The sequence below is a fragment of the Pseudomonas sp. CM25 genome (genome assembly GCF_013179705.1).
Taxonomy (GTDB): domain Bacteria; phylum Pseudomonadota; class Gammaproteobacteria; order Pseudomonadales; family Pseudomonadaceae; genus Aquipseudomonas.
Genome location: NZ_JABMCW010000051.1, coordinates 1 through 24,007, shown reverse-complemented (window position 1 = coordinate 24,007; position 24,007 = coordinate 1). Strand labels below are relative to the sequence as shown.

The following is a 24,007-nucleotide window of genomic DNA, read 5'->3' as shown; positions in this document are numbered from 1 at the left end:
GCCTGGAGTCGCTGCCACGCACCGATTCGGAGGAAGCAACGGTCGCCATCAGCCTGCTGGCGACACTGTCGTCATCGTTCTTCGTGCAGGACGACCTGTGCTTCCTGCACCTGGCCAAACTCATGGAGCTGTCGCTGCTGCATGGCGTTGCGCCAGGCAGCACATATGGCCTGGCCTGGTTCGGGGTAATGGTTGCTCAGCGCTTCGGCGCCTATCATGACGGCCATGCCTATTGCCTTGCCGCCCTCAAGCTGATCGAACGCCACGGCTTCGAGGCTGACCTGACCAGCGCGCTGCTGGCCCTGGACCAGGTCAGCGCCTGGACTTCGCCCATGGAGTTTGCTCGCCGCACCGCGCTGGAGGCAGTCGACTCTGCGCGCCTGAGCGGCGACCTGGCGATGAGCTGCTACGCCTGCAATCACCTGGTTTCCGATTCGCTGTTCATGGGCCGTTACCTGCCTGACGTTGCCGATGAGGTGGGGCAAGGCCTGGCGACCGTGCGCCGCCATGGCTACCACGATGTCGAACAGATCCTGCAGGCCCAGCATGCATTCGTTGCCGAACTCAGCGGCACACCCTGCCCGGTCTCGACCGTACCAGTCGACTCGCCCACCACACTGTTCTTCCGCCACCTGTTTGCCGGTATGTCGGCGTTCTACCTGGGCAATATCCCCCACGCCCTGCAGCACCTGGCGAAAACCGCAGAACACGCCTGGGCGGCACCGGCGCATATCAACCTGGCCGACTACCACCTGTTCCACGGCCTGGCCCTGGGCAGCCCGGAGGCCCCTGGCAGCCTGACCGAAAAGCTGCACGCGCTGCACGGCCTGCGTGAGCGCTTTGGCCATTGGGCCGGTTTCAACCCGGCCACGTTCCGCAACAAGCTGCTGCTGATCGAGGGCGTGATCGCCAAACTGGAGGGCGACGGCCTTGCCGCCATTCGTTGCTTCGACCAGGCCCAGATCGCCGCAACCGCCGCCGGCTTCATCCACGAACAGGCACTGGCCCACGAACAGCTGGCCGAGGTATGCATTCCCAGTGGCTTGATTTCGGGTGCCAACCTGCACCTGCGGGTCGCCCGGGACTGTTTTCACATCTGGGGCGCGACCGGCAAGGTGCATCAGCTGGAGACGTTGCATCCGTTTCTGCGCACCCAGCCGATCCAGGAGACCTACCGCGCAACCCACCAGGCCAAGCTCGACCTGGAGGCCGGCATCGAGGCGGCACGGGCGCTGTCCGAGGAAGTGCTGCTCGAAGGCCTGATCGAAACCCTGATGGGGCACCTGACCCAGCATTCCGGCGCCGACCATGGCGCTTTGCTGATCGTCAGTGGTGCCGAATTCCAGATGGCTGCCCTGGCCTACATCGACGATGCGGGGCTGCACGTGAGCATGGACAACTGCCAGAAGTTCATGACCCAGGCACCGCTGTCGATCATCAACGCCACCATGCGCACCCGCAAGCCGCTGGTGCTCAACGATGCGCAGAACGATTGCCCCGAGGCCTTCCGTCACGAACTGCAGGCGCGCAACGCCCGTTCGGTGCTGTGCCTGCCACTGGTGATCCAGGGCGCCCTGATCGGCCTGGTGTACCTGGAAAACCGCCTGGTGCCGAACCTGTTCGGCAGCCAGCGTCTGGCCATGCTGGAAATCCTTGCCTCGCAGGCCGCGGTGTCGCTGCAAACCGCCAAGTTCTACACCCGCCTGGCCGAAGACAACCAGAGCCGGGCGCAGATGGAGGCCGAGCTGCGCCGCTCACGTGCAGAGCTCGCACGCAGTGCGCACCTGCAGGTGATGAACGAGCTGTCGGCGTCGATCGCCCACGAAATCAGTCAACCGCTGCTGGGCATCGCCTCTAACGCTGCGGCCAGCCTGCGCTGGCTGAAGCGCAGCAAGCCCGACCTGGATGAGGCGATAGCCGGGCTGGAAGACATCCGCAACGACAGCGAACGTGCGGCCAACATCGTGCGTGCACTGCGTTCGCTGGCCAAACAGGCGCCGATGCAGCTCAAGGCGATGAAGCCCGACGAGCTGATACGCCAGGTGGTGCGGTTGACTTCGGCCGATGCCGCCAAGGGCACGGTAGACGTGCAGACGCGGTTGCAGGCGGGGGTCAGCGTGATGGCTGACCCGGTGCAGTTGCAGCAACTGGTGTTCAACCTGATCACCAATGCCCTGGAGGCACTGGCGGGATATCGCAGCGATGGAGTGCTGCGCATTACCTCGTCGGTCGCTGGCGACAGGGTGGAGATCTGCGTCGACGATAACGGCCCGGGCATCGCGCCCGACGAGCGCGAGCGGGTGTTCGGGGCGTTCTACACCACCAAGGACGATGGCATGGGGATGGGCCTGGCGATCTGCAGTTCGGTGGTGCAGGCTCATGGCGGACAGCTGCAGGCGCTGGCCTCGGACCTCGGTGGGTGCCGGATTAGCTTCACGTTGCCGGTGAACCATTCGTAGCCTGTTGCAGCCTCTTCGCGGAATAGCCCGCGCAGGGGCCGCAACAGGTTTACATCAACGGGCAGTCAATGCCGAATAGCTGTTCATCAGGTTGCGGTAGTTGGGGATACGCTGCGACAGCAGGTTGCCCAGCCCTTCGATGTCGTTGCGCCAGTCGCGGTGCAGCTCACAGGCCACCGAGAACCAGTTCATCATCTGCGCGCCCGCCTGGGTCATGCGCGCCCAGGCCGCCTGCTGCACGGTTTCGTTGAAGGTACCGGAGGCATCGGTCACCACGAACACTTCAAAGCCTTCGGCCAGCGCGGACAGGGTCGGGAAAGCCACGCAGACATCGGTGACCACACCGGCAATGATCAGCTGCTTGCGGCCGGTAGCCTTGATCGCCTTGACGAAGTCTTCGTTGTCCCAGGCGTTGATCTGGCCGGGGCGGGCAATGTACGGCGCGTCCGGGAACATCTCTTTCAGCTCAGGCACCAGCGGGCCGTTCGGGCCTTGCTCAAAGCTGGTGGTGAGGATGGTTGGCAGGCCGAAGAACTTGGCCAGGTCGCCCAGGGCCAGCACATTGTTCTTGAATTCGTTGGGCGAGAAGTCCTGCACCAGCGAAATCAGGCCGGTCTGGTGATCCACCAGCAGGACCACGGCGTCGTCTTTGTTCAGGCGCTTGTAATCGGGTTGGCTCATGGGGTGACTCCTTGGGTTGGGAAACGGGCCGGTACTGCCCACAGGGGGCTATACCGGTGGATAGATTAGGCTTAAGGATTGACCTGCGCCTGGCGCCAGGCCTTCGGTGGCTGGCCGACCAGGCGGCTGAAGGCGCGGGTGAAATGGGCCTGGTCGCAGAAGCCGCATTCCAGGCTTACATGCGTGATCGGTGCTTCGGTGGCGAGCAGGCGCTTGGCCTTTTCCATGCGCGCCAGCAAGCGCCAGGCCTGGGGCGATAGCCCGGTATTGACCTTGAACGCCCGGGAGAAATGGCTGCGGGTAAGGTTGCACACGCCGGCGATCTCGATGATCGACAGCGAGCTGCGCAGCATCAGTTCCTTGGCCTGACGTAACCGCGCAGGCGTCAGTGCGCCAGGGGCTTGCTGCTGCTCTTGGGGCGTCCAAGGGTGCATGGCGACTCTCCTGTTCAATGAGTAAAGTCTCGCCTTCCACTCATGACAAAGTCCTGAGCCAAACCTGAATTGTTCTTAATCGAGCACTGCTGGCCCTGGCCGTTTTGCCGTTACCATAAGATGCGTTTCGTATTCAGCTACAGGCCGCTGCGGCGGCCGGCATTAAAGGCAAAAGCGCCATGCAGGAAAACCCCGCCTACCGCACCGTGGCCATGGTGCTGTTCAACGATGTGCTGTCGCTGGATGTGACAGGGCCGATGGATGCGTTCGCCATCGCCAACCGCTTTTTGCCTGCAGACCAGCAATACCGGTTGCTCACCCTGGCCGAGGGGCAAGCGGCAGTGCGCAGCTCTTGTGGGCTGAAAGTACTGGCCGACCTGCGCCTGGATGACCTGCCGGAGGCCGTCGACCTGCTGCTGGTGCCCGGTGGGCCGGGGGCCTATGACATAGCGCTGCCCGGCATCGAGCGCTGGCTACCGCAGGCCGTACGCAGTGCCAGGCGCTTTGGTGCGATCTGCACCGGCGTGTTCCTGCTGGGCCGTGCCGGGCTGCTCGACGGCTATCGCTGCACCACCCACTGGAACTATGTAGAGCGCCTGGCGCGGGCGTTTCCCAATGCCCGGGTCGAGACCGAGCAAATCTACGTGATCGACCGCTGCCTGATCACCTCGGGCGGGATCACCGCAGGGATCGACCTGGCACTGGCGGTGGTGGCGGAGGACCACGGCAAGGCGCTGGCACTGGAAGTGGCCAAGGTGCTGCTGGTTGCGCGCCATCGTCAGGGTGGGCAGACGCCCTACGGGCCACTGCTGGCGGCGGTACCGCGCGACGATTCGCCGATCGCACGGGTGCAGGCGTTCATCGTCGATCACATCGAGCAGGTGTTCACCGTGCAGAAAATGGCCGACCTGGTGGCCATGAGCAGCCGCAACTTCGCCCGCACCTTTCAGCGCGAAGTGGGCATCACGCCTTTGCAGTACCTGCAGAATGCGCGCATCGACCGCGCGCGCAAGCTGCTGGAAGGCAGCGACCTGCCGCTGAAAGTGGTAGCGGCGCAGTGCGGGTTTGGCAGTGACCGGCATATGCGCAAGGTGTTCTGCGAGCGGATTGGCATGACGCCGGCGCAGTATCGGGCGCAGTTTGGTGAGGCCTGAGTCAGTGTTTATCCTGTGCTGGCCTCTTCGCGGCTAAAGCCGCTCCCACAGGGATTGCACCTGCCTGGCAGGCTCCGCTGTACCTGGAGCGGGTTTACACGCGAAGAGGCCAGCTCGGGTTGTCTCATTTTTCAGGACAATCTTTCTCCCCGACGGCAGATTGTCTTACTCCACCCCAGCCCCCAGAATTGTCCGCCAAACTGTTCAAACGCTGCCCCGGCAGCTCATGGAGTACGAGCCAATGCCACACGAAGGCAGCCTTCTGCAAACCGCGGTGATCTTTCTGCTCGCCGCCGTCGTCGCCGTCCCCCTGGCCAAGCGCCTGCAACTGGGTGCCGTGCTGGGTTACCTGCTGGCTGGCGTCGCCATCGGCCCGCAGGCACTGGGCCTGATCCGCGACACTGAAAGCGTGGCGCACATTTCCGAGCTGGGCGTGGTGTTGCTGCTGTTCATCATCGGCCTGGAACTGTCACCCAAGCGCCTGTGGTTGATGCGCAAGTCGGTGTTCGGCGTCGGCACTGCCCAGGTGCTGCTGACCGGCGCGATCATCGGCGCCATCGCCCTGTTCGGCTTCAGCCAGACCCTGCCTGCAGCCATCGTGCTGGGCCTGGGCCTGGCGCTTTCGTCCACCGCCCTTGGCTTGCAGAGCCTGGCCGAGAGCAAGCAGCTGAACGCCCCGCACGGCCGCCTGGCCTTCGCCATCCTGCTGTTCCAGGACATCGCCGCCATCCCGCTGATCGCCTTGGTACCGCTGCTGGCCGCCACTGGCCCCGACACCAGCCATGGTGACAGCTTGCAACACGGCCTGAAGGTATTCGCCAGCATCGCCGTGGTCATCGTCGGCGGCCGCTACCTGCTGCGCCCGGTGTTCCGCACCGTCGCCCGCACCGGTCTGCCGGAAGTATCCACTGCCACGGCGTTGCTGGTGGTGATCGGCACCGCCTGGCTGATGGAAGAAGCCGGCATTTCCATGGCGCTGGGCGCTTTCCTGGCAGGCCTGCTGCTGGCCGACTCGGAATACCGCCACGAGCTGGAATCGCAGATCGAGCCGTTCAAGGGCCTGCTGCTGGGGCTGTTCTTCATCAGTGTCGGCATGGGCGCCAACCTTAGCCTGCTGCTGGAAATGCCGCTGGTGCTGCTGGGCCTGACCCTGCTGCTGGTGACGGTGAAGCTGGCGCTGCTGTTCGGCGTCGGCCGCCTGGCCGGTGGCTTGAACAGCGCCAGCGCCCTACGCCTGGGCATGGTCCTGGCCGCCGGTGGCGAGTTTGCTTTCGTGGTGTTCAAGCTGGGCAAGGACCAGGGCCTGTTCGACACCCAGACCTACGACCTGCTGCTGATGACAATCACCCTGTCGATGGCCATCACTCCGTTGCTGATGCTCGGTTGCGCTCGCGCCCTCAAACGCCCGCAGCCGGTGCGGGAAGTGCCTGAGCAATACACCCAGATCCAAACCGATGCACCTCGGGTGGTGATTGTCGGCATGGGCCGCATGGGGCAGATTGTGGCGCGCATCCTGCGGGCGCAGAAAATCCCGTTCCTGGCCTTGGAAACCTCGGTGGATGCCATCGAGATGACCCGCATGTTCGAGCAGGTGCCGGTGTTCTACGGCGACCCGCTGCGCGCGGAGGTGCTGCACGCCGCCAAGGTGGGCGAAGCGGAGTATGTGGTCATCACCATCGATGACCCCGAAGTCGCCACCCGCACTGCGGAGCGCATCAAGCGTCTGTACCCGCACCTGAAAGTGCTGGCCCGGGCACGTAACCGCCAGCATGTGCACAAGCTGGTGGATGTGGGTGCCGAGCCGATTCGCGAGACGTTCTACTCCAGCCTGGAGATGACCCGCAGGGCGCTGGTGGGGTTGGGCTTGAGCGATGAACAGGCGGCGGACCGGATTGCGCGGTTTACCCAGCATGATGAAGAGGTGCTGCTGGCCCAAGGGCAGGTGCGCGATGACCGGGCCAAAGTGATGCAGACGGCCAAGGAGGCGCGGGTGGAGTTGGAGCGGTTGTTTGATTCGGATGCGAGGTAAGTCGTCAGGCGAACACTAACCGCTCTATCTGAGGATGCTCACGGTGGGCAGCCTGCCAAAGATCGTAAGCGGCCTGTTCGGCAAGGTACTGCCTGGCAGGGCCGAGACCCGCCAGCTCAAGGCGATAAGCAAGATCGGCAGAAATGGCGGCGCGTCCATTGAGTACTGTGGATAACTGCCCCCGCGAATAACCTAGGTGACGAGCTAACTCAGAGACATTCATGCCAATTGAAGGCAACACGTCTTCTCGCAGGGACTCCCCTGGATGGGGAGGATCAAACATAGGCATGATTGAAGCCTCTTAGTGGTAGTCCAAATAATCAACAAGCTCCACATCGGTACCCAAGAAGCGGAACACCAGACGCCAGTTACCTGAAACATTAACTGCCCAAAAGCTATCCAGCTTTCCGTGCAGAGGATGAAGGCGGTAACCGGGACGGTTCATGTCTGCTGGCGTTTGTGCAACCTCCAGGGAAGCAAGCAAACGCCGCAAGCGATTGACATGATCCGCACGCACGCCAGATGCGTCACCCTGCTGATGGAGCAGCCTCAGGCCCTTGTGCCTGAAACTTCTGATCATTGACGGTTGAGTGTAAGGTCATGCCTTACACTTTTCAAGCTAGTACTTGGACGGAACATGGGGGCACACCTGAAGGATTTCCGGGTTGCCCAGTTTGCGCTTGGCCTTCCTGCTTGGCCCCGTCATGCCATCCGTTTTCAATGTAAGAGGTTTCCCAAAAAGCATGCCTTGAGAGTTATATCGCCTGTGAGATCGAGCGCCGCCCGCGCGGCGCATCGCGGATAAATCCGCTCCATTTGTTGCAACGTGCCGAACCTGTTACGCCATGGTTGCCAGCCTTGGCGCAGGTCTTCAGTCTTGCAAACCGGCTGACAACCATGGCCTCACAGGCATGGCCACGTTGCAACAAATGTAGGAGCGGATTTATCCGCGATGCGCCGCGCGGGCGGCGCTCGATTTCGCAGGCGCCACAAACCTATCGCCATACAACTGGAGGCCATCCTGCGATCTCCTGACGATCACCTCGCTGCCGTTACGCGGACACAAAAAACCCATCACAAGATCGTCCAATTTTCAGCAAGGTCCTACTTCCCCGCGAACCATTTCCTACGTTCACGCCAAGCCCGAGGATTTATCCTACACCCCGTGTCGACACCCGTCTGATTGTCCGGGGAAGGCCTGCTCTCTAGGCTTACCGGGTCGCTGTCGGTTCAGCGATCGGGTGTGGAAACCCGGATGTGATGAAGGACTGCCGTAATGGCAGTTGTGCGCGTGTGGCCTTCTGGCCTACCGGCTTGCCTTCTCCCCGGTTTTCCACCTCGCGTACAACTGCCGCCTTCTGCGTGGAAACGGGTGGTTGCAGTTCATTTCTGGAGAAGGAATTGCCATGAAGAGAATCGTCCCGGATCCACCCCTCCCCAACACCACACAACGCCCTTTCAGCCGCTGCGATGCCGGCCACCCCCCGTTATTCACAGTAAACCCTGGCGTCTCTGCCCACGATGCCCTGGTGCATGTCGCCCAGTACCTGCGCGGTGCCTATGACTGTGGATACAAAGCCTTGGAGCACCTGGATGAAACCGGCAAGAGCCTGTTCTGGAGCAACCTGAATGCAGTCGAGATGGCAGAAGGGCTGATTGAGGCATTGCTGGATGGGATTGAGTCGCAGCCCATGACTTGATATCGCCCGTGCCGGCCTCTTCGCGGGTGAACCCGCTCCCACAGGGTCACCGCAGGTTCTGAAGCTGTGCATTACCCGTGGGAGCGGGTTTACCCGCGAAGAGGCCGGCACAGCAAACGCAAAAGGCCGGCTCCCTATAGAGGGAGCCGGCCTTGACGCTTAGAACTTACAGGCTGTCACTTACCCGCAGTGAGCGCGTTATAGCTGGTCATCAGGTTGCGATAATCCGGAATGTGGTTGGAGCACAGCGCCGCCAGCCCTTCCACATCGTTGCGCCAGTCGCGGTGCAGCTCACAGGCCACGCCGAACCAGGTCATCAGCTGCGCACCGGCCTGGCTCATGCGGTCATGGGCGGCGTCGCGGGTCATTTCGTTGAAGGTGCCGGAGGCGTCGGTCACCACGAACACGTCGAACTCTTCTTCCAGGGCTGCCAGGGCCGGGAAGGCTACGCAAACCTCGGTTACCACGCCGGCAATGATCAGCTGCTTCTTGCCGGTGGCCTTCACCGCCTTGACGAAGTCTTCGTTGTCCCAGGCGTTGATCTGGCCTGGGCGGGCGATGTACGGGGCGTCCGGGAACAGTGCTTTCAGCTCTGGCACCAGCGGGCCGTTGGGGCCTTGCTCGAAGCTGGTCGTGAGGATGGTCGGCAGGTTGAAGAACTTGGCCAGGTCAGCCAGGGCCAGTACGTTGTTCTTGAACTTGTCCGGCTCGATGTCGCGGACCAGGGAAAGCAGCCCGGCCTGGTGGTCGACCAGCAGTACGGCGGCGTCGTCTTTGTTCAGGCGGTTGTAGGTGAATTTGCTCATGGTCCGTGCTCCTAAGGGTTATGAATTTTTCAGCAATCCGGGGTGTTTCGCGTTGATGGGCACAGATTAAAATCATCCCCTTCACGGCGGTAGACTGCGAAAATTGCCTTTAGCGTTCCATCTGGAGAACGATCATTGGAAGACCTCAACTCCCTCTACTACTTCACCCAGGTTGTGGAGCACGGTGGCTTCGCTCCGGCTGGCCGGGCGCTGGACATGCCCAAGTCGAAGCTCAGCCGGCGCATCGCCGACCTTGAGGAGCGCCTGGGCGTGCGCCTGCTGCACCGCACCAGCCGCCATTGCTCGCTCACTGAAATCGGCCAGGCCTACTACAACCGCTGCCTGGCCATGCGCGTGGAAGCCGAGGGCGCGGCGGAGATCATCGAGCGCAATCGGAGCGAGCCGCGTGGGCTGGTGCGCATCAGCTGCCCGACCACCCTGCTGAATTCCTGGGTCGGGCCGATGCTGACCCGCTATATGCTCAAGTACCCGCAGGTAGAGCTGTTCATCGAAAGTACCAACCGCCGCGTCGACCTGTTGCACGAGGGTTTCGACATCGCCCTGCGGGTGCGTTTTCCGCCGCTGGAGAACACCGACATGGTGATGAAGGTGCTCAGCAACAGTACCCAGTGCCTGGTCGGCCACCCACAATACCTGGCGCAATTGCCCGAAGGTTTCGACCCGCAGCTGCTCGGCACGCTGCCCAGCGTGCATTGGGGCAGTGCCCAGCGGGAGTATCAGTGGGAACTGTTCCAGGGCGAGGACAACAGCCGCAGCATCGTCATCCCCCATACCCCGCGCATGGTCACTGACGACCTGTTCGCCCTGCGCCATTTCGTGGTGGCAGGGGTGGGTATTGCGCACTTGCCGCGGGTGGCCGTGCGCGAGGACCTGGCGGAGGGGCGGCTGGTGGAGTTGATTCCGCAATGGCATCCACGCTGTGGAATTGTGCATGCGATCTTCCCGTCGCGGCGCGGGTTGCTGCCGTCGGTGCGATCGCTGATCGATCATCTGGCCGAGGAATTTGCGATCAGCGATATGGCTTGAGTCAGTTGCAGCCTGCACCGGCCCTTTCGCGGGTAAACCCGCTCCCACAGCGTCGGCGATAGCCCCGTGGCTTGTGGAGAACCGGTCGGAGCGGGTTTACCCGCGAAAGGGCCGCAACAGACAAAGCCAATGCCAGCACACTGTTACAAGACCCCTGCCCTACCCTTCATCCACAGTCCCGGATCATAACCCCCGGAGCCCCCATGATCCGCGCCACCCCCGGACCAGGCCGCGCCCTGCTCGCCACCCTCGCCCTGTGCCCGGCACTCAGCCAGGCCGACGAACCCGGCTGGTCGCTGCTCAGCCGCAATTACTTCCTGCACAGCGACTTCCGCTCGCCCTCCGCCAGCGGCCAGAACTACCGCCAGGAATGGGCCCAAGGCTTCATCGGTGAAATCCGCTCCGGCTTCACCGAGGGCACCGTCGGCGTAGGCATCGACGCCCACGGTTTCCTTGGTCTCAAGCTCGACGGCGGTCGTGGCCATGCCGGTACCGGCCTGCTGCCGCGCGACAGCGATGGCCGCGCCGAGTCCGACTACTCCAGCGCCGGCGCCGCGCTCAAGCTGCGCCTGGGCAACACCCAGCTGCGCTACGGCGAGATGACCGTGGAAACCCCGGTGTTCGACACCAGCGACAAACGCCTGCACCCGGAATACGCCAGCGGCTGGTTGGTGGACAACACCGACCTGCCAGACTGGCGCCTGCAGGCTGGGCATTTCACCGCCTTCAACAACCAGGACAACAGCTCGGCCCACGATGATTTCAACGGCTATGGCGCCAGCACCCACAACCGCGCCATCAGCCTGGCCGGCGCCACCTTCGCGCCCGCCGGCCCTTTCGGCGCTGCGCTGTATGCCGGGCAACTGGAGGATACCTGGCGCCAGGCCTACCTGAACCTGAACCTGGCCGAGGGCAACTGGCGCCTGGACGGCAACCTGTACAACACCCGCGACACCGGCAACGCCAGCGCCGGGGCGATCGATACCCTCGCCTACAGCCTGCTGGCCAAGTACAGCATGGGCGCCCAGGCGCTGAGCCTGGCCTACCAGAAGGTCGAGGGCGATACCCCGTTCGACTTCGTCGGCGGTGACTCGATCTACCTGGCCAACTCGATCAAATACGCCGATTTCAACGGCCCGGGCGAACGCTCGTGGCAGCTGCGCTACGACCTGAATTTCGCCACCCTTGGCGTACCCGGCCTGAGCCTGATGGGCCGCTACGTCAGCGGCCGTGGCATCGACGGCAGCCACGCACCGGCGGGTGGTGCCTACGTCAACCAGTACGGCCAGGGCGGCAAGCACTGGGAGCGCGACATCGACCTGAAGTACGTGGTGCAGTCCGGCGCTGCCAAGGACCTGAGCCTGTCGTTCTCCCACGTCAGCCATCGTGCCAACCAGGCCCAGGCAGGCGACGACATCGACCGCTTCTACCTGATCATCGAATACCCACTCAAAGGCAGCTTCTGATATGAGCAATTCCCCTTCAGGCGCCTGGAGCCCGTTGCGCAACACCACCTTCCGCATGCTGTGGATTGCCACCATCGCCTCCAACATCGGCACCTGGATGCACGAAGTGGGTGCCGGCTGGCTGATGACCACGCTGTCGTCCAACCCGCTGCACGTGGCGCTGATCCAGGTGGCCGGTTCGCTACCGATGTTCTTCCTGGCCCTGCCGGCGGGGGCCGCAGCAGATATCGTCGACAAGCGTCGCTACCTGCTGCTGGTGCAGTTGTGGATGTCAGCGGTTGCCGTGGTGCTGGCGACCCTGACCTTGCTGGGGCTGATGAACGTTACCCTGCTGCTGGGACTGACCCTGGCGCTGGGCATCGGCACGGCACTGATGATGCCGGCCTGGAGTGCACTGACGCCGGAACTGGTGGGCAAGCAAGACCTGGCCAATGCAGTGGCCATCTCCAGCGTCGGCATCAACGTGTCCCGCGCCATCGGCCCGGCCCTGGCCGGGGTGGTGGTAAGCCTGGTCGGGCCCTGGCTGACGTTCGCCCTGAACGCGGTTTCGTTCGCCGGCGTCATCCTTGTGCTGTTGCTATGGAAGCGCGAAGTGAAAGAGCCGCTGCTGCCGGCCGAACGGTTTATCGGCGCCATGCGCACCGGCCTGCGTTTTGCCCGCAGCGCCAAGCCGTTGCAGGCTGTGCTGCTGCGGGCCTTGGCGTTCTTTTTCTGCGCCAGCGCCGGCACCTCTTTGCTGCCGTTGATCGTACGCGGCGAGATGCATGGCACGGCCGCCGACTTCGGCCTGCTGCTGGCCGCCATCGGCATTGGCGCGGTGGCCGGTGCCACCTTGCTGCCACGCCTGCGCGAACGCATCAGCCGGGACCGCCTGGTGCTGCTGGCCAGCCTGCTGTATGCCCTGTTCCTGCTGGCCCTGGCGCTGGTACGCAACTTTTATGTGTTGCTGCCGGCGATGCTGCTCAGCGGTGCGGCGTGGATCGCCGTGCTGTCCAACCTGCAGGTGGCCGCGCAGACGTCGGTACCGGCCTGGGTGCGGGCACGGGCGTTGTCGGTGTACATCCTCATCTTCTTCGGCGCCATGGCCGCTGGCGGGTTGCTGTGGGGCACGCTGGCCAGCCATGCGTCGATCACCTTGAGCCTGCTGCTGGCTGCTGGCGGCCTGGCGCTGGGTACCCTGCTGACCTGCAAAGTGACCCTGCCGGAAACCGAGGCCGAAGAGCTGACGCCGTCGCTGCACTGGCCGGTGCCGGTGCTGAGCGATGACATGGACAAGGACAGCGGGCCGGTGATGGTGACCGTGGAGTACCACATCGACCCGGCCAAGGCCGACGCATTCCAGCAGGCGACCCGTGAGCTGGAGGCGATGCGCAAGCGCAATGGCGCGTTGTCCTGGGGGTTGATGCGCGACAGTGCGGACCCGGCGTTGTGGCTGGAGTTCTTCTTCGAGGAATCGTGGCTGGAGCACCTGCGCCATCACCATCGAGTGACCCGTGGCGAGTTGAAGATCGAGGCGCGGGTGCGGTTGCTGCAGACCGAGGGGGTGCAAGTGAAGATCAGGCATCTACTGGCTGGTGGGGAGCACAAGGCTCACCACTGATACTGACCTTCGCAGCCCTATCGCCGGCAAGCCAGCGCCCACAGGATTACACAGCTCTCAAGGCCAGTAGAGGTCTTGTGGGAGCTGGCTTGCCGGCGATAGGGCCAGAACAGTCAACACAAAGAAGGGGGCCAGATACTGGCCCCCTTCTTCACATCAGCTCAGCTCAGAAGGCAAAGCACGAGCAACCCAGTGAACCCCAGAAGCCCTGGAAGTCGCTCACCGGCACACTCGACTTGCGCGCCTTGTCATGGCTGTGCGCATGCACCCCACACGGCCCGGAGCACTGGTGCACCGCCGCTGCCAGCGACGGGGTACCAACGCGCCAGTGCCCCGGCACCTTGGTCACTGGCGACCATTCCGGCAGCACCGGTACCTGCGGCGGGCCGAGCTTGTCGAATTCACCCGCGCCGTACACCACCTTGCCATCGACAACGGTCAGCACCGACTCGATGCCCTTGATCGCTTCTTCCTCGACGCTGAAGAAGTCCAGCGACAGCGCCGCCAGGTCAGCCAGCTGGCCGACCTTGATCTGGCCCTTCTTGCCCTGCTCGCTGGAGAACCACGCACTGCCCTGGGTGAACAGTTGCAGGGCGGTATCGCGGCTCAGGCCTTCGGGGTACAGCTCCATGCCGCCGACGGTCTTGCCGCTGACCAGCCAGTACAGCGAAGTCCACGGGTTGTAGCTGGACACGCGGGTGGCGTCGGTACCGGCACCCACCGGCACGCCCATGTCGAGCATGCGCTTGATGGGTGGGGTCTGCTCGGCGGCCTTGGCGCCGTAGCGGTCGACAAAGTATTCACCCTGGAAGGCCATGCGGTCCTGGATGGCGATACCGCCGCCAAGCGCACGCACGCGCTCGATGTTCTGCGGGGTGATGGTTTCGGCGTGGTCGAAGAACCACGGCAGGCCGTTGAACGGGATGTCGCGGTTGACCTTCTCGAACACGTCGAGCATGCGCGTGATCGATTCGTTGTAGGTGGCATGCAGGCGGAACGGCCAGCGCTGCTCGACCAGGTGGCGCACCACCGGCTCCAGCTCTTCTTCCATGGTCTGCGGCAGGTCCGGGCGCGGTTCGAGGAAGTCCTCGAAGTCGGCAGCGGAGAACACCAGCATCTCGCCGGCGCCGTTGTGGCGCAGGAAGTCGGTACCGCTGTGCAGCTTGACGCTGGAGGTCCACTTCCTGAAGTCGTCCAGCTCTTCCTTGGGCTTCTGGGTGAACAGGTTGTAGGCGATGCGCACGGTCAGCTGGTTGTTGTCGGCCAGCTCCTGGATCACCGAGTAGTCGTCCGGGAAGTTCTGGTAGCCGCCGCCGGCATCGATGGCACTGGTCAGGCCCAGGCGGTTCAGCTCGCGCATGAACTGGCGGGTGGAGTTGACCTGGTATTCCAGCGGCAGCTTCGGCCCTTTGGCCAGGGTCGCGTAGAGGATCATCGCGTTCGGACGGGCGATCAGCATGCCGGTCGGGTTGCCGAACTTGTCGCGCTGGATCTCGCCACCGGGCGGGTTCGGTGTGCTCTTGTCGTAGCCGACGGCCTTGAGCGCGGCGCGGTTGAGCAAGGCACGGTCGTACAGGTGCAGCAGGAAGACTGGCGTGTCCGGGGCGGCCTGGTTGATTTCTTCCAGGGTCGGCATGCGTTTTTCGGCGAACTGGAATTCGTTCCAGCCACCGACCACGCGCACCCACTGCGGGGTGGGCGTGCGCGCGGCCTGGTCCTTGAGCATGCGCAGGGCATCGGCCACCGAGGGTACGCCCTCCCAGCGCAGTTCCAGGTTGTAGTTCAGGCCGCCGCGGATCAGGTGCAGGTGCGAGTCGTTCAGGCCCGGAATGACAGTGCGCTGCTTGAGGTCGATGATCTGCGTGGTGGCGCCCTTGTGGGCCATGGCCTCGGCGTCGTTGCCCACGGCAACGAACCGGCCATCCTTGATGGCGACGGCGGTGGCGGTGGGCTTTTCGCGGTCAACGGTGTGCAGTTTGCCGTTGAACAGAATCAGGTCGGCGGTCATGGAACCTCCTTGGGTGGATGCGTGAGCGGAACCGGCTTGGCCGGTGAATGGCAATGCGGACCAGAGCGCACCGGCAGCACCGAGCACCGTGCTGGTGGCGAGGAACTGGCGACGGGTCTGGTCGTTGCGGTCCTGGGACATGGGGTTCTCCGTCTCGGGGGCGGCGGCAGGCGCAACTGCGGAGCATGCCGGTTGGTGCCGGGCCAAGGCTTGGATGGATGTGCGGTGGGTTGTAGAAGGTTAGCCCTGATCAGGTTTTGTGCTGCCAGGCCTGGCCTCTTCGCGGCGGTTCGACGCCTCGAATGCCCCAGCGCAATTACTGCTGAAGGAACGCCAGCAAATCCTCATTCAGCTGCTGCGCGTGGGTCACCGCAAACCCATGCGGCGCCCCGGCATACACCTTCAGCTCAGCCCCACGAATCAGCTCCGCCGCCTGCTTGCCGGTGGTCTCGAACGGCACGATCTGGTCGTCGTCACCATGGATCACCAGCGTCGGCACATCGACCTTGGCCATGTCCGGCCGGAAGTCGGTTTCGGAGAAAGCTGTCACGCAATCCAGGGTGCCCTTGATCGACGCCATCAGCGCGATGTTCAGGGTTTGCGTCTGCACCCCCTGGGACACCTGCTGCCCATGGTTCAGGCCATAGAACGGCGTGGCGAAATCGGCGATGAACTGCGCACGGTCGGCACGCAGGCCGGCGCGGATACCTTCGAATACCGACAGGTCGACACCTTCGGGGTTATCGTCACGCTTGCCGAACACCGGCGTCACAGCGCCCAGCAACACCAGCCCGGCCACCCGCTCGCTGCCATGGCGGGCGATGTAGCGGCTGACATCCCCGCCCCCCATCGAGAAGCCCACCAGCGTTACCTCACGCAGGTCGAGGTGCTCGATCAGCTGGGCGATGTCGTCGGCAAAGGTGTCGTAGTCATAGCCGGACCATGGCTGGCTCGACCGGCCGAAACCACGACGGTCGAATGCAATGGTGCGGTAGCCGCGGCTGGCCAGGAACTCCATCTGCGAATCCCACATGTCGGCATCCAGCGGCCAGCCGTGGCTGAACAGCACCGGTTTGCCGCTGCCCCAGTCCTTGAAATAGATCGAGGTGCCATCGCGGGTAACGAACGTGCTCATGTCGGTATCTCCTTGAAAGTGTCGAGGGAAAGGCGTGGCTCAGCCGCGCAGCCACGTGGCACAGCGGCGGGTTACCCAAGGCATGATGTAGAACACCACGGGCAGGATGACGAACAGGTTGACGATCAGGTTGCCGGTGATCGGGCCGCCCAACTGGGGGAAACGGGCGAACAGCGGCGCCAGCAATTGCGGGATGACCATGGTCATCGGACAGATCACCAGGTAGGTAAGCAGCGCCTGCTTCCAGCGCGGTGGCTGCGCGGCCGTGGTGCTCGGCGGGGTGAACCAGAACTCCGGGTCATCGTGGACCTGGGTATGGTCGCCGCCTTCGAGCAGCGGCAGCACTTCGCTGACCAGCGCCTGGCGCTCAGCCGAGTTGACCCAGGCCTGCAGCAAACTGGCATCGGCGAAACGCACCACGGTGGTGAAGTGCAGCCCGCCGTCGTCGGGGCGGATGACGTTGACGTCCAGGTGCCCCGGCTGGTGCCGCGCGGTGCTTACTGTGCGCTTGAGCCATGCTTCGTAGTCGGCCAGCGACGCGGCGCGAACCTTGTGCTGGATGACTAGGGTCACCACGTTGCGGTTGTCCTGGAGTGCGGTGTTCATCGGCGTTCCTTGGGATGAGCTTGCCCGCATCCACTGTGCAACGGTGAACGGGCGGAGGATTGGATGGGTGTGCTGCCCTTGCCGGGCACCGACCGTCGGTGCCCGGGGCGTAGCGGTTTACTTGCTGGCGTTGAAGGCGTTGTAGCTGGTCATCAGGTTGCGGTAGTCAGGGATGTGGTTGGAGCACAGCGCGGCCAGGCCTTCCACGTCATTGCGCCAGTCGCGGTGCAGCTCACAGGCCACGCCGAACCAGGTCATCAGCTGCGCACCGGCCTGGCTCATGCGGTCATGGGCGGCGTCGCGGGTCATGGCGTTGAAGGTGCCGGAAGCATCGGTCACCACGAACACGTCGAATTCTTCTTCCAGGGCTGCCAGGGCCGGGAAGGCCACGCACACTTCAGTCACGACGCCGGCAATGATCAGCTGCTTCTTGCCGGTGGCCTTCACTGCCTTGACGAAGTCTTCGTTGTCCCAGGCGTTGATCTGGCCTGGGCGGGCAATGTACGGGGCGTCCGGGAACAGTGCCTTCAGTTCCGGTACCAGCGGGCCGTTGGGGCCTTGCTCGAAGCTGGTGGTGAGGATGGTCGGCAGGTTGAAGAACTTGGCCAGGTCGGCCAGGGCCAGCACGTTGTTCTTGAAGGCATCCGGTTCGATGTCGCGGACCAGCGACAGCAGGCCCGCCTGGTGGTCGACCAGCAGTACGGCGGCGTCGTCTTTGTTCAGGCGGTTGTATTTGAAGTTGGTCATGGTCGTTGCTCCAGAAGGTTTTGATTGTTCAGTAAGTTGGGTGTTTCGCGTTGATGGGAGAAGATTAAATCCATCACCTTTTCAGCGGTAGATAGCGGTTTTTGGCTTTAGCGTTCTGTTATGTGAACGATGGATTGGCGCTGAATTTGCTGGCCCCTTCGCGGGTGAACCCGCTCCCACAGGGACTTCACCAAACTCAGAGCTGTGGGAGCGGGTTCATCCGCAAAGAGGCCGGCACAGGTTCACATTGCCTGCGACGGCAACCTGCTCTATTACTACCCACAGCCTCCCCTCACCCCCGAGACTTCCATGCTGGCGTTCATCCAGTCGTCCCCGTTGTTGCTCGGCTCCGCCCTGATCCTGCTTGACCTGGTGCTCTGGCAGCTCATCCCTGTTCAGCGCCGCGCCTGGCGCATCGGCGCACGGCTGGTGATATTCCTGCTGTTCAGCTCGGTGCTGGTGGCCGCCGGCATGAGCCCGCTGCAACCGCCACCCTGGCCTGACGATGTTTCGCGCAACCTGATGGCCACGGTGCTGGCAATCGGCTGGTGGCTGTTTGGTGCGCGCACGATCACCGTGGTGTTCGGCCTGCTGCTGGTGGCCAGGGGCAGCCATGGCGGCCGGCTGCTGCAGGATGTACTGGGCGCGCTGATATTCCTGGTCGCAGTGGTCGCTGCTGCAGGCTATGTGCTGCAGCTGCCGGTAAAGGGCCTGCTGGCCACGTCCGGGGTGATGGCCATCGTCATCGGCCTGGCGCTGCAGAGCACGCTGGCCGACGTGTTCAGCGGCATCGTGCTGAATACCACGCGGCCCTATCAGATCGGCGATTCGATCTCCATAGATGGCACCGAGGGCAAGGTGGTGGATATCGACTGGCGGGCCACGCGCATGATCACCGGCACCGGCAGCCTGGCGGTCATCCCCAACTCGGTGGCGGCCAAGGCCAAGCTGCTCAACCATAGCCGCCCGGCCGATCGCCACGGGGTAACCATCAGCGTGGTGGTGCCGGCCAAGGTTCGCCCAAGGCGGGTGTTCGACGCCCTGGAAAAGGCCTTGCAGGGCACCAGCGCCCTGCTCGCCTCGCCAGCGCCCAAGGTTTCGGTGAAAACCTCGACACTGGAGTCGGTGGAGTACGAAGCCAGTGGTTTCATTGCTGACGCCGCACTCAAGACCGAAGCGCGCAACCAGCTGTTCGACCTGGCCCACCGGCACCTGGAGGCCAGCGGGGTGATGTGGAATGTCGACCTGGCGATGCCGCCGCGCAGCCGCCAGCGCGAGGTGCTGGATGAAGTGCGGGTGTTCCGCTCGTTGAGCGATGAAGAACGCGATGCACTAAGCCAGCGCATGACGACAGTGGAGTACCTGGCCGATCAGGTGATCCTGGGCGTGGGCGAGCATTCCGATCACCTGCTGGTAATCGGTAGCGGTGTGGTCTCGGCAGCGGTGCGCGATGGCGACAAGCTGCTGGAAGCCGGGCGCATGGGGCCGGGTGAGGTGCTGGGGGTCGAGGGGATCATTGACGAAGAAGATTCGTTTGCCGAGTTCCGCACCCTGACCAGCTGCGTGTTGTACCGGATCGACAAGGAACAGGTGAAGAGCTGCCTGGTACAGCGCGGCGAAGTGCAGACGGCGTTGAGCAAGTTGCAGCGCTTCCGGCGGCAGAGCCGGGAGTCGTTGCTGCTGCAGAAGCCGGCCCTGATCAAGAAGGGCGGCTTCCTTAGCTGGTTGCACAAGTAAGCCTGTACTGGCCTCTTCGCGGGTAAACCCGCTCCCACGGGTACATCACAAGTCTCGAAAACTGTGTTGTACCTGTGGGAGCGGGTTTACCCGCGAAGAGGCCGGTACTTACAACACAACTCTCAAGCATTGCCCCGCGTGGTACAGCGAGAACCCGGACTCATAGAACGCGGTGCGCAGTGACGGCGCGCTCACGCCGGCCATCGGCGAGAACGGTATCGGCAAGCTGTCCGCCTCGCCCTTGAGCAGGAACTCGGCAAACGCCCGGCCGATCACGGTGCCGGTCGTGTTGCCGCGGCCGTTGTAGCCAGTCACCGCCACCAGCCCCGGCGCCGGCTCGAACAGGCGCATCAAGTGGTCGGGGGTGAAGTCGATGCAACCGGTCCAGTGCATTTCCCACTCGACCTTGCCCAGCTCCGGGTAATAGTGGCTCTGGATGCGGTCCGCCCAGCTGCGCACAAACCACGCCGGCTTGTTGTCGACCCGGCCCAGGCTGCCGAGCAACAGCCGGCCCTGGTCGTCACGGCGGATGCTGCTGAGCACCGTGCGGGTGTCCCAGGAGCCTTGGCCATGAGGCAGCACTTTGTCGGCCGCAGCGCCGTGCAGAGGCTTGGAAGCCACCTGGTAGTAATACCCACGGAAAAACTGCTTCTGCAGGTTGCTCCAGTCGCCTTCGGTATAGGCGCCGGTGGAAATCACCACCTTGTCGGCGCGCACTGACCCGCGAGCGGTCTTCACCCGCCAGGCATCGCCGTCACGTTCAAGGCCTTCGACCGACGATTGCTGGAACAGCTTGCCGCCCAGACGCGCCACGGCAGCCGCCAGGCCCTGGGTGTAACCCATGGGGTTGATGGTGCCGGCGCGGCGGTCGAGCAGCGCGGCAGAAATCTTGTCGGTACCGCAGTACTCCTGGCACTGGGCGCCGGTCAGCAGCTCCACGTCGGCACCCCGGCGGCTCCACTGCGCATGGCGCGCTTCGAGGTCGGCGATGCCGGTGGCGTTGTGCGCCATGTGCAGCGTGCCTTTGTGCTGGGCCTGGCAGTCGATGCCAAGGCGCTCGATCATGGCGAACACTTCAGCCGGGGCCTCGCCGAGTACCTTGTTCAGGCGGCTGCCCGTCTTCTGGCCGAGGGTCGCTTCGACGTCGTCCGGGCGAATCCAGGTGCCGGCGTTGACCAGGCCGACGTTGCGCCCGGACCCGCCATGGCCGATCTTCCAGGCCTCCAGCAGGATCACCGACTTGCCCTGTTCGAGCAGGTGGATAGCCGCAGACAAGCCGGTAATGCCGCCACCGATCACACAGACATCCGCCTTGTGCTCACCGGCCAGGGCCTGGTCGGCGACGGTCGGTTTGCTGACGAATTCCCACAAGCATTCTTGACGCAGTTCGGACATGGCCCGGCTCCAGCAATTTGTTCTTGTTGGGGCCGCGGTGCGGCCCTGTCGCCGACAAGCCAGCTCCCACAGAGAGCGTACGGTAGACAACACTCTCTGTGGGAGCTGGCTTGCCGGCGAAACGGGGGCAGAGCCCCCGCCTGCGGTCATCAGTCGAACACGATACCCTGCGCCAGCGGCAGCTCGCGCGAGTAGTTCACGGTGTTGGTCTGGCGACGCATGTAGCCTTTCCAGGCATCCGAACCGGACTCACGGCCACCGCCGGTTTCCTTCTCGCCACCAAACGCGCCGCCGATCTCGGCGCCGCTGGTGCCGATGTTGACGTTGGCGATGCCACAGTCGCTGCCCGAAGCGCTCTGGAAGCGTTCGGCTTCACGCAGGTCGGTGGTGAAGATGCACGACGACAGGCCTTGTGGCACTTCGTTGTTCAGGCGCAGGGCCTCTTCGAAGTCGTCGTAGGCCAGCACGTACAGGATCGGGGCGAAGGTTTCATGGCGTACTACCTCGCTCTGCGCCGGCATTTCGGCGATGGCTGGCGACACGTAGTAGGCGTTCGGATACTGGTCGGCCAGCTGGCGCTCACCACCAAATACCTGGCCGCCTTCATCGCGGGCCTTGGCCAGCGCACCCTGCATGGCGTCGAACGACAGTTTGTCGATCAGCGGGCCAACCAGGTTGTCTTTGCGTGGGTCGCCGATGCGGACTTTGCCGTAGGCGGCTTTGACGCGGGCAACCACTTCGTCCTTGATCGAGCGGTGCACGATCAGGCGACGCAGGGTGGTGCAGCGCTGACCGGCGGTGCCGACAGCAGAGAACAGGATGCCGCGCACGGCCAGGTCCAGGTCTGCGCTCGGGGCCAGGATCATGGCGTTGTTGCCGCCCAGTTCCAGGATGCTGCGGCCGAAGCGGGCAGCGACACGCGGGCCGACTTCACGGCCCATGCGGGTGCTGCCGGTGGCGCTGACCAGCGGTACGCGCGGGTCATCGACCATGGCTTCGCCAGCTTCACGGCCACCGATCACCAGTTGGGCCAGGCCAGCCGGTGCATCGCCGAAGGCTTTCAGGGCTTTGTCGAACAGCGCCTGGCAGGCCAGCGCGGTCAGCGGGGTTTTTTCAGACGGTTTCCACAGCACCGAGTTACCGGCCACCAGGGCCAGGGCGGTGTTCCAGGCCCAGACGGCTACCGGGAAGTTGAAGGCGCTGATCACGCCGACCACGCCCAGCGGGTGCCAGGTTTCACGCATGTGGTGGCCAGGGCGCTCGGAAGCGATGGTCAGGCCGTACAGCTGACGCGACAGGCCGACGGCGAAGTCGCAGATGTCGATCATTTCCTGCACTTCGCCCAGGCCTTCCTGGGTGATCTTGCCGGCTTCGATCGATACCAGCTCGCCGAGGTCCGCCTTGTGCTCGCGCAGCACTTCACCGAACAGACGCACCAGCTCGCCACGGCGTGGGGCCGGTACGCTGCGCCAGGCTTCGAAGGCGCTCTGGGCCTGAACGATGCGAGCGATGGTCTCGGCCTTGCCGAGCAGTTTCACCGAGGCGATCTGGCTGCCGTCGATCGGCGTGTGAACAGGGTAGTCGCCCTGGGTGTAAGCATCGGCGGCAACGCCAAGGCGCTCGAGCAATCCAGCAACCATTTGTGCATCTCCTATATCGGTGATGGGGTGGAAAAATGATGTGGATCAGTATTAATCCGATCACACCAGTGCAACAAACGACCTTTATTCCGCATATCATTCCGTCAGGTAATGATTCGAGCCGCAGAGACCGCTATGTCCAAACGCCTGGTGCCCTCCATGACCGCCCTGCAGTGCTTTGAAGCTGCCGCGCGCCATTTAAGCTTTACCCGTGCCGCCGAAGAGCTGCACCTGACCCAGAGCGCGGTCAGCAAGCAGGTAGCGCAGCTTGAAGAGATGCTGCGCCACCACCTGTTCCTGCGCATTCGCCGGCGCCTGCAACTGACCCCGGCTGGCAGTCTGTACCTGGCCGAGGTCAACAAGATCCTCACCCAGGTCGACATGTCCAGCCGCTATGTCCTGACCTATGGCGAGCAGACCGAGATACTGAAGGTAGCTACTCAGCCGAGCTTTGGCGTGCGCTGGTTGATTCCTCACCTCAAGGGCTTTGGCAAACGCCACACCAATATCCACCTTGATATCCGCAACGAGATGGAACCGTTTGCGCTGCTGCAGGGGTCGGCGGACGTGGTGTTCTTCTATGGCCAGGGCACGTGGCCGGGGGCCACCTGCGTTGAGCTGTTCCGCGAAGAAGTGGTGCCGGTGTGCGCGCCGGAGCTGCTGGCCGGGCGCGAGCTGGGCGATGCCGCAGAGTTGGCCGAACTGGTACTGCTTCAGAGCACCTCGCGGCCGGAGGCCTGGCATGAGTGGTTCCAGGAGCTGGGGCTGCAGAGCGTCAGTGCCTACCACGGGCCACGCTTTGATACGTTCTACATGGCGCTGAGCGCGGCGCAGGCTGGCTGCGGGGTGGCGTTGGTACCGCGTTATCTGGCGGCCAAGGAACTGGCCGACGGTAGCCTGGTGGTGCCGTGGAACCATGCAATGCGCAGTGGCGGGGCGCATTATCTGGCGTATGCCGAGCATGCGGCGGAGGTGCCAAAGGTGCGGGCGTTGGTGGAATGGATTGATGAGCAGCTTCAGGCTTGAGGGCCTCTTCGCGGGCTCGCCCGCTCCTACAGGGACCGCGCAGGTTCAAGCCCTGTGCAGTACTTGTGGGAGCGGGCATGCCCGCGAAAGGGCCCTGAAGGTCGATCAAAAAAGGAATGACACACTCACTTTTTTTCGCTTGTGAGCCAAGTGCATTCCCAGCTTTCATGTAAGCGTCCAAACCTAACCAGGAAGCTAGCGATGCCCGCCCACGATTTCGTCAGCCCAGACAGCATCCGCGCGCAGTTCTCTGCCGCCATGTCGCTCATGTACAAACAGGAAGTGCCGCTGTACGGCACGTTGCTGGAGCTGGTGAGCGAAATCAACCAGCAGGTCA

Annotated in this window: 21 protein-coding genes; 10 read left to right on the top strand and 11 right to left on the bottom strand. The window is 63.6% G+C overall.

Going from position 1 to position 24,007, the window contains the following annotated elements:
* A partial coding sequence (locus HP546_RS08380; protein WP_172222621.1) for an ATP-binding protein occupies nucleotides 1-2,459 on the top strand: 2,459 nt, incomplete at its 5' end.
* A 54-nt stretch (nucleotides 2,460-2,513) separates the two neighbouring features.
* Here HP546_RS08380 and ycaC (HP546_RS08375) read toward each other — a convergent pair.
* Both ycaC (HP546_RS08375) and HP546_RS08370 read right to left on the bottom strand, forming a co-directional pair.
* Complete coding sequence (ycaC, locus tag HP546_RS08375) at nucleotides 2,514-3,140, bottom strand: isochorismate family cysteine hydrolase YcaC (protein WP_172222600.1); 627 nt, start codon at nucleotides 3,138-3,140, stop codon at nucleotides 2,514-2,516.
* Between the two features lie 71 nt (nucleotides 3,141-3,211).
* On the bottom strand, nucleotides 3,212-3,574 hold the full coding sequence (locus HP546_RS08370) for an AraC family transcriptional regulator (protein WP_172222597.1): 363 nt from the start codon (nucleotides 3,572-3,574) through the stop codon (nucleotides 3,212-3,214).
* A gap of 179 nt (nucleotides 3,575-3,753) precedes the next feature.
* Here HP546_RS08370 and HP546_RS08365 point away from each other — a divergent pair, with 179 nt between their 5' ends.
* Entirely contained in the window at nucleotides 3,754-4,728 is a 975-nt protein-coding gene (locus HP546_RS08365; protein WP_172222592.1) for a GlxA family transcriptional regulator, read from the top strand.
* A gap of 241 nt (nucleotides 4,729-4,969) precedes the next feature.
* Nucleotides 4,970-6,757: a monovalent cation:proton antiporter-2 (CPA2) family protein gene (locus tag HP546_RS08360; RefSeq protein WP_172222587.1), complete on the top strand. Its 1,788-nt coding sequence runs from the start codon at nucleotides 4,970-4,972 to the stop codon at nucleotides 6,755-6,757.
* Nucleotides 6,758-6,761: 4 nt separating this feature from the next.
* On the opposite strand, the gene HP546_RS08355 is transcribed toward HP546_RS08360, so the two are convergent.
* Both HP546_RS08355 and HP546_RS08350 read right to left on the bottom strand, forming a co-directional pair.
* Entirely contained in the window at nucleotides 6,762-7,046 is a 285-nt protein-coding gene (locus HP546_RS08355) for a HigA family addiction module antitoxin (protein ID WP_172222584.1), read from the bottom strand.
* A 12-nt stretch (nucleotides 7,047-7,058) separates the two neighbouring features.
* Entirely contained in the window at nucleotides 7,059-7,337 is a 279-nt protein-coding gene (locus HP546_RS08350; RefSeq protein WP_172222579.1) for a type II toxin-antitoxin system RelE/ParE family toxin, read from the bottom strand.
* A gap of 826 nt (nucleotides 7,338-8,163) precedes the next feature.
* On the opposite strand from HP546_RS08350, the gene HP546_RS08345 reads away from it, so the two are divergent.
* Complete coding sequence (locus HP546_RS08345; RefSeq protein WP_172222574.1) at nucleotides 8,164-8,457, top strand: hypothetical protein; 294 nt, start codon at nucleotides 8,164-8,166, stop codon at nucleotides 8,455-8,457.
* 176 nt (nucleotides 8,458-8,633) lie between these two features.
* Here HP546_RS08345 and ycaC (HP546_RS08340) read toward each other — a convergent pair whose 3' ends face one another.
* Complete coding sequence (gene ycaC, locus HP546_RS08340; RefSeq protein WP_172222571.1) at nucleotides 8,634-9,263, bottom strand: isochorismate family cysteine hydrolase YcaC; 630 nt, start codon at nucleotides 9,261-9,263, stop codon at nucleotides 8,634-8,636.
* Nucleotides 9,264-9,398: 135 nt separating this feature from the next.
* On the opposite strand from ycaC (HP546_RS08340), the gene HP546_RS08335 reads away from it, so the two are divergent.
* The 3 genes from HP546_RS08335 (at nucleotide 9,399) to HP546_RS08325 (ending at nucleotide 13,376) form a co-directional block, all read left to right on the top strand.
* Nucleotides 9,399-10,310 carry a LysR substrate-binding domain-containing protein gene (locus HP546_RS08335; protein WP_172222566.1) on the top strand — a complete coding sequence of 304 codons (912 nt, stop codon included), beginning with the start codon at nucleotides 9,399-9,401 and terminating at the stop codon, nucleotides 10,308-10,310.
* A gap of 203 nt (nucleotides 10,311-10,513) precedes the next feature.
* Entirely contained in the window at nucleotides 10,514-11,776 is a 1,263-nt protein-coding gene (locus HP546_RS08330; protein WP_172222561.1) for an OprD family porin, read from the top strand.
* 1 nt (nucleotide 11,777) lies between these two features.
* A complete protein-coding gene (locus HP546_RS08325) occupies nucleotides 11,778-13,376 on the top strand; it encodes an MFS transporter (protein ID WP_172222556.1) in 1,599 nt (532 codons plus the stop codon).
* Between the two features lie 166 nt (nucleotides 13,377-13,542).
* On the opposite strand, the gene HP546_RS08320 is transcribed toward HP546_RS08325, so the two are convergent.
* The 4 genes from HP546_RS08320 to ycaC (HP546_RS08305) form a co-directional block, all read right to left on the bottom strand.
* Entirely contained in the window at nucleotides 13,543-15,525 is a 1,983-nt protein-coding gene (locus HP546_RS08320) for an amidohydrolase (RefSeq protein WP_172222553.1), read from the bottom strand.
* Nucleotides 15,526-15,700: 175 nt separating this feature from the next.
* On the bottom strand, nucleotides 15,701-16,519 hold the full coding sequence (locus tag HP546_RS08315) for an alpha/beta fold hydrolase (protein ID WP_172222550.1): 819 nt from the start codon (nucleotides 16,517-16,519) through the stop codon (nucleotides 15,701-15,703).
* 39 nt (nucleotides 16,520-16,558) lie between these two features.
* Nucleotides 16,559-17,125, bottom strand: a complete 567-nt coding sequence (locus tag HP546_RS08310; RefSeq protein ID WP_172222546.1) for an antibiotic biosynthesis monooxygenase — start codon at nucleotides 17,123-17,125, stop codon at nucleotides 16,559-16,561.
* Nucleotides 17,126-17,242: 117 nt separating this feature from the next.
* Entirely contained in the window at nucleotides 17,243-17,872 is a 630-nt protein-coding gene (gene ycaC, locus HP546_RS08305; protein ID WP_172222542.1) for an isochorismate family cysteine hydrolase YcaC, read from the bottom strand.
* A 309-nt stretch (nucleotides 17,873-18,181) separates the two neighbouring features.
* Here ycaC (HP546_RS08305) and HP546_RS08300 point away from each other — a divergent pair, with 309 nt between their 5' ends.
* Nucleotides 18,182-19,609 carry a mechanosensitive ion channel family protein gene (locus HP546_RS08300; protein ID WP_172222539.1) on the top strand — a complete coding sequence of 476 codons (1,428 nt, stop codon included), beginning with the start codon at nucleotides 18,182-18,184 and terminating at the stop codon, nucleotides 19,607-19,609.
* 108 nt (nucleotides 19,610-19,717) lie between these two features.
* Here the strand turns inward: HP546_RS08300 and HP546_RS08295 are convergent, their stop codons facing one another.
* Both HP546_RS08295 and HP546_RS08290 read right to left on the bottom strand, forming a co-directional pair.
* On the bottom strand, nucleotides 19,718-21,004 hold the full coding sequence (locus HP546_RS08295; RefSeq protein WP_172222535.1) for an FAD-binding oxidoreductase: 1,287 nt from the start codon (nucleotides 21,002-21,004) through the stop codon (nucleotides 19,718-19,720).
* A gap of 149 nt (nucleotides 21,005-21,153) precedes the next feature.
* Nucleotides 21,154-22,644 (bottom strand): aldehyde dehydrogenase family protein, encoded by a 1,491-nt coding sequence (locus HP546_RS08290; RefSeq protein WP_172222531.1) that lies wholly within the window; start codon nucleotides 22,642-22,644, stop codon nucleotides 21,154-21,156.
* A 135-nt stretch (nucleotides 22,645-22,779) separates the two neighbouring features.
* Here HP546_RS08290 and HP546_RS08285 point away from each other — a divergent pair, with 135 nt between their 5' ends.
* Complete coding sequence (locus tag HP546_RS08285; protein ID WP_172222527.1) at nucleotides 22,780-23,670, top strand: LysR family transcriptional regulator; 891 nt, start codon at nucleotides 22,780-22,782, stop codon at nucleotides 23,668-23,670.
* A 201-nt stretch (nucleotides 23,671-23,871) separates the two neighbouring features.
* Nucleotides 23,872-24,007, top strand: a 136-nt coding sequence (locus HP546_RS08280; RefSeq protein WP_172222523.1) for a 2-oxoadipate dioxygenase/decarboxylase family protein, incomplete at its 3' end; no start/stop codon positions are given.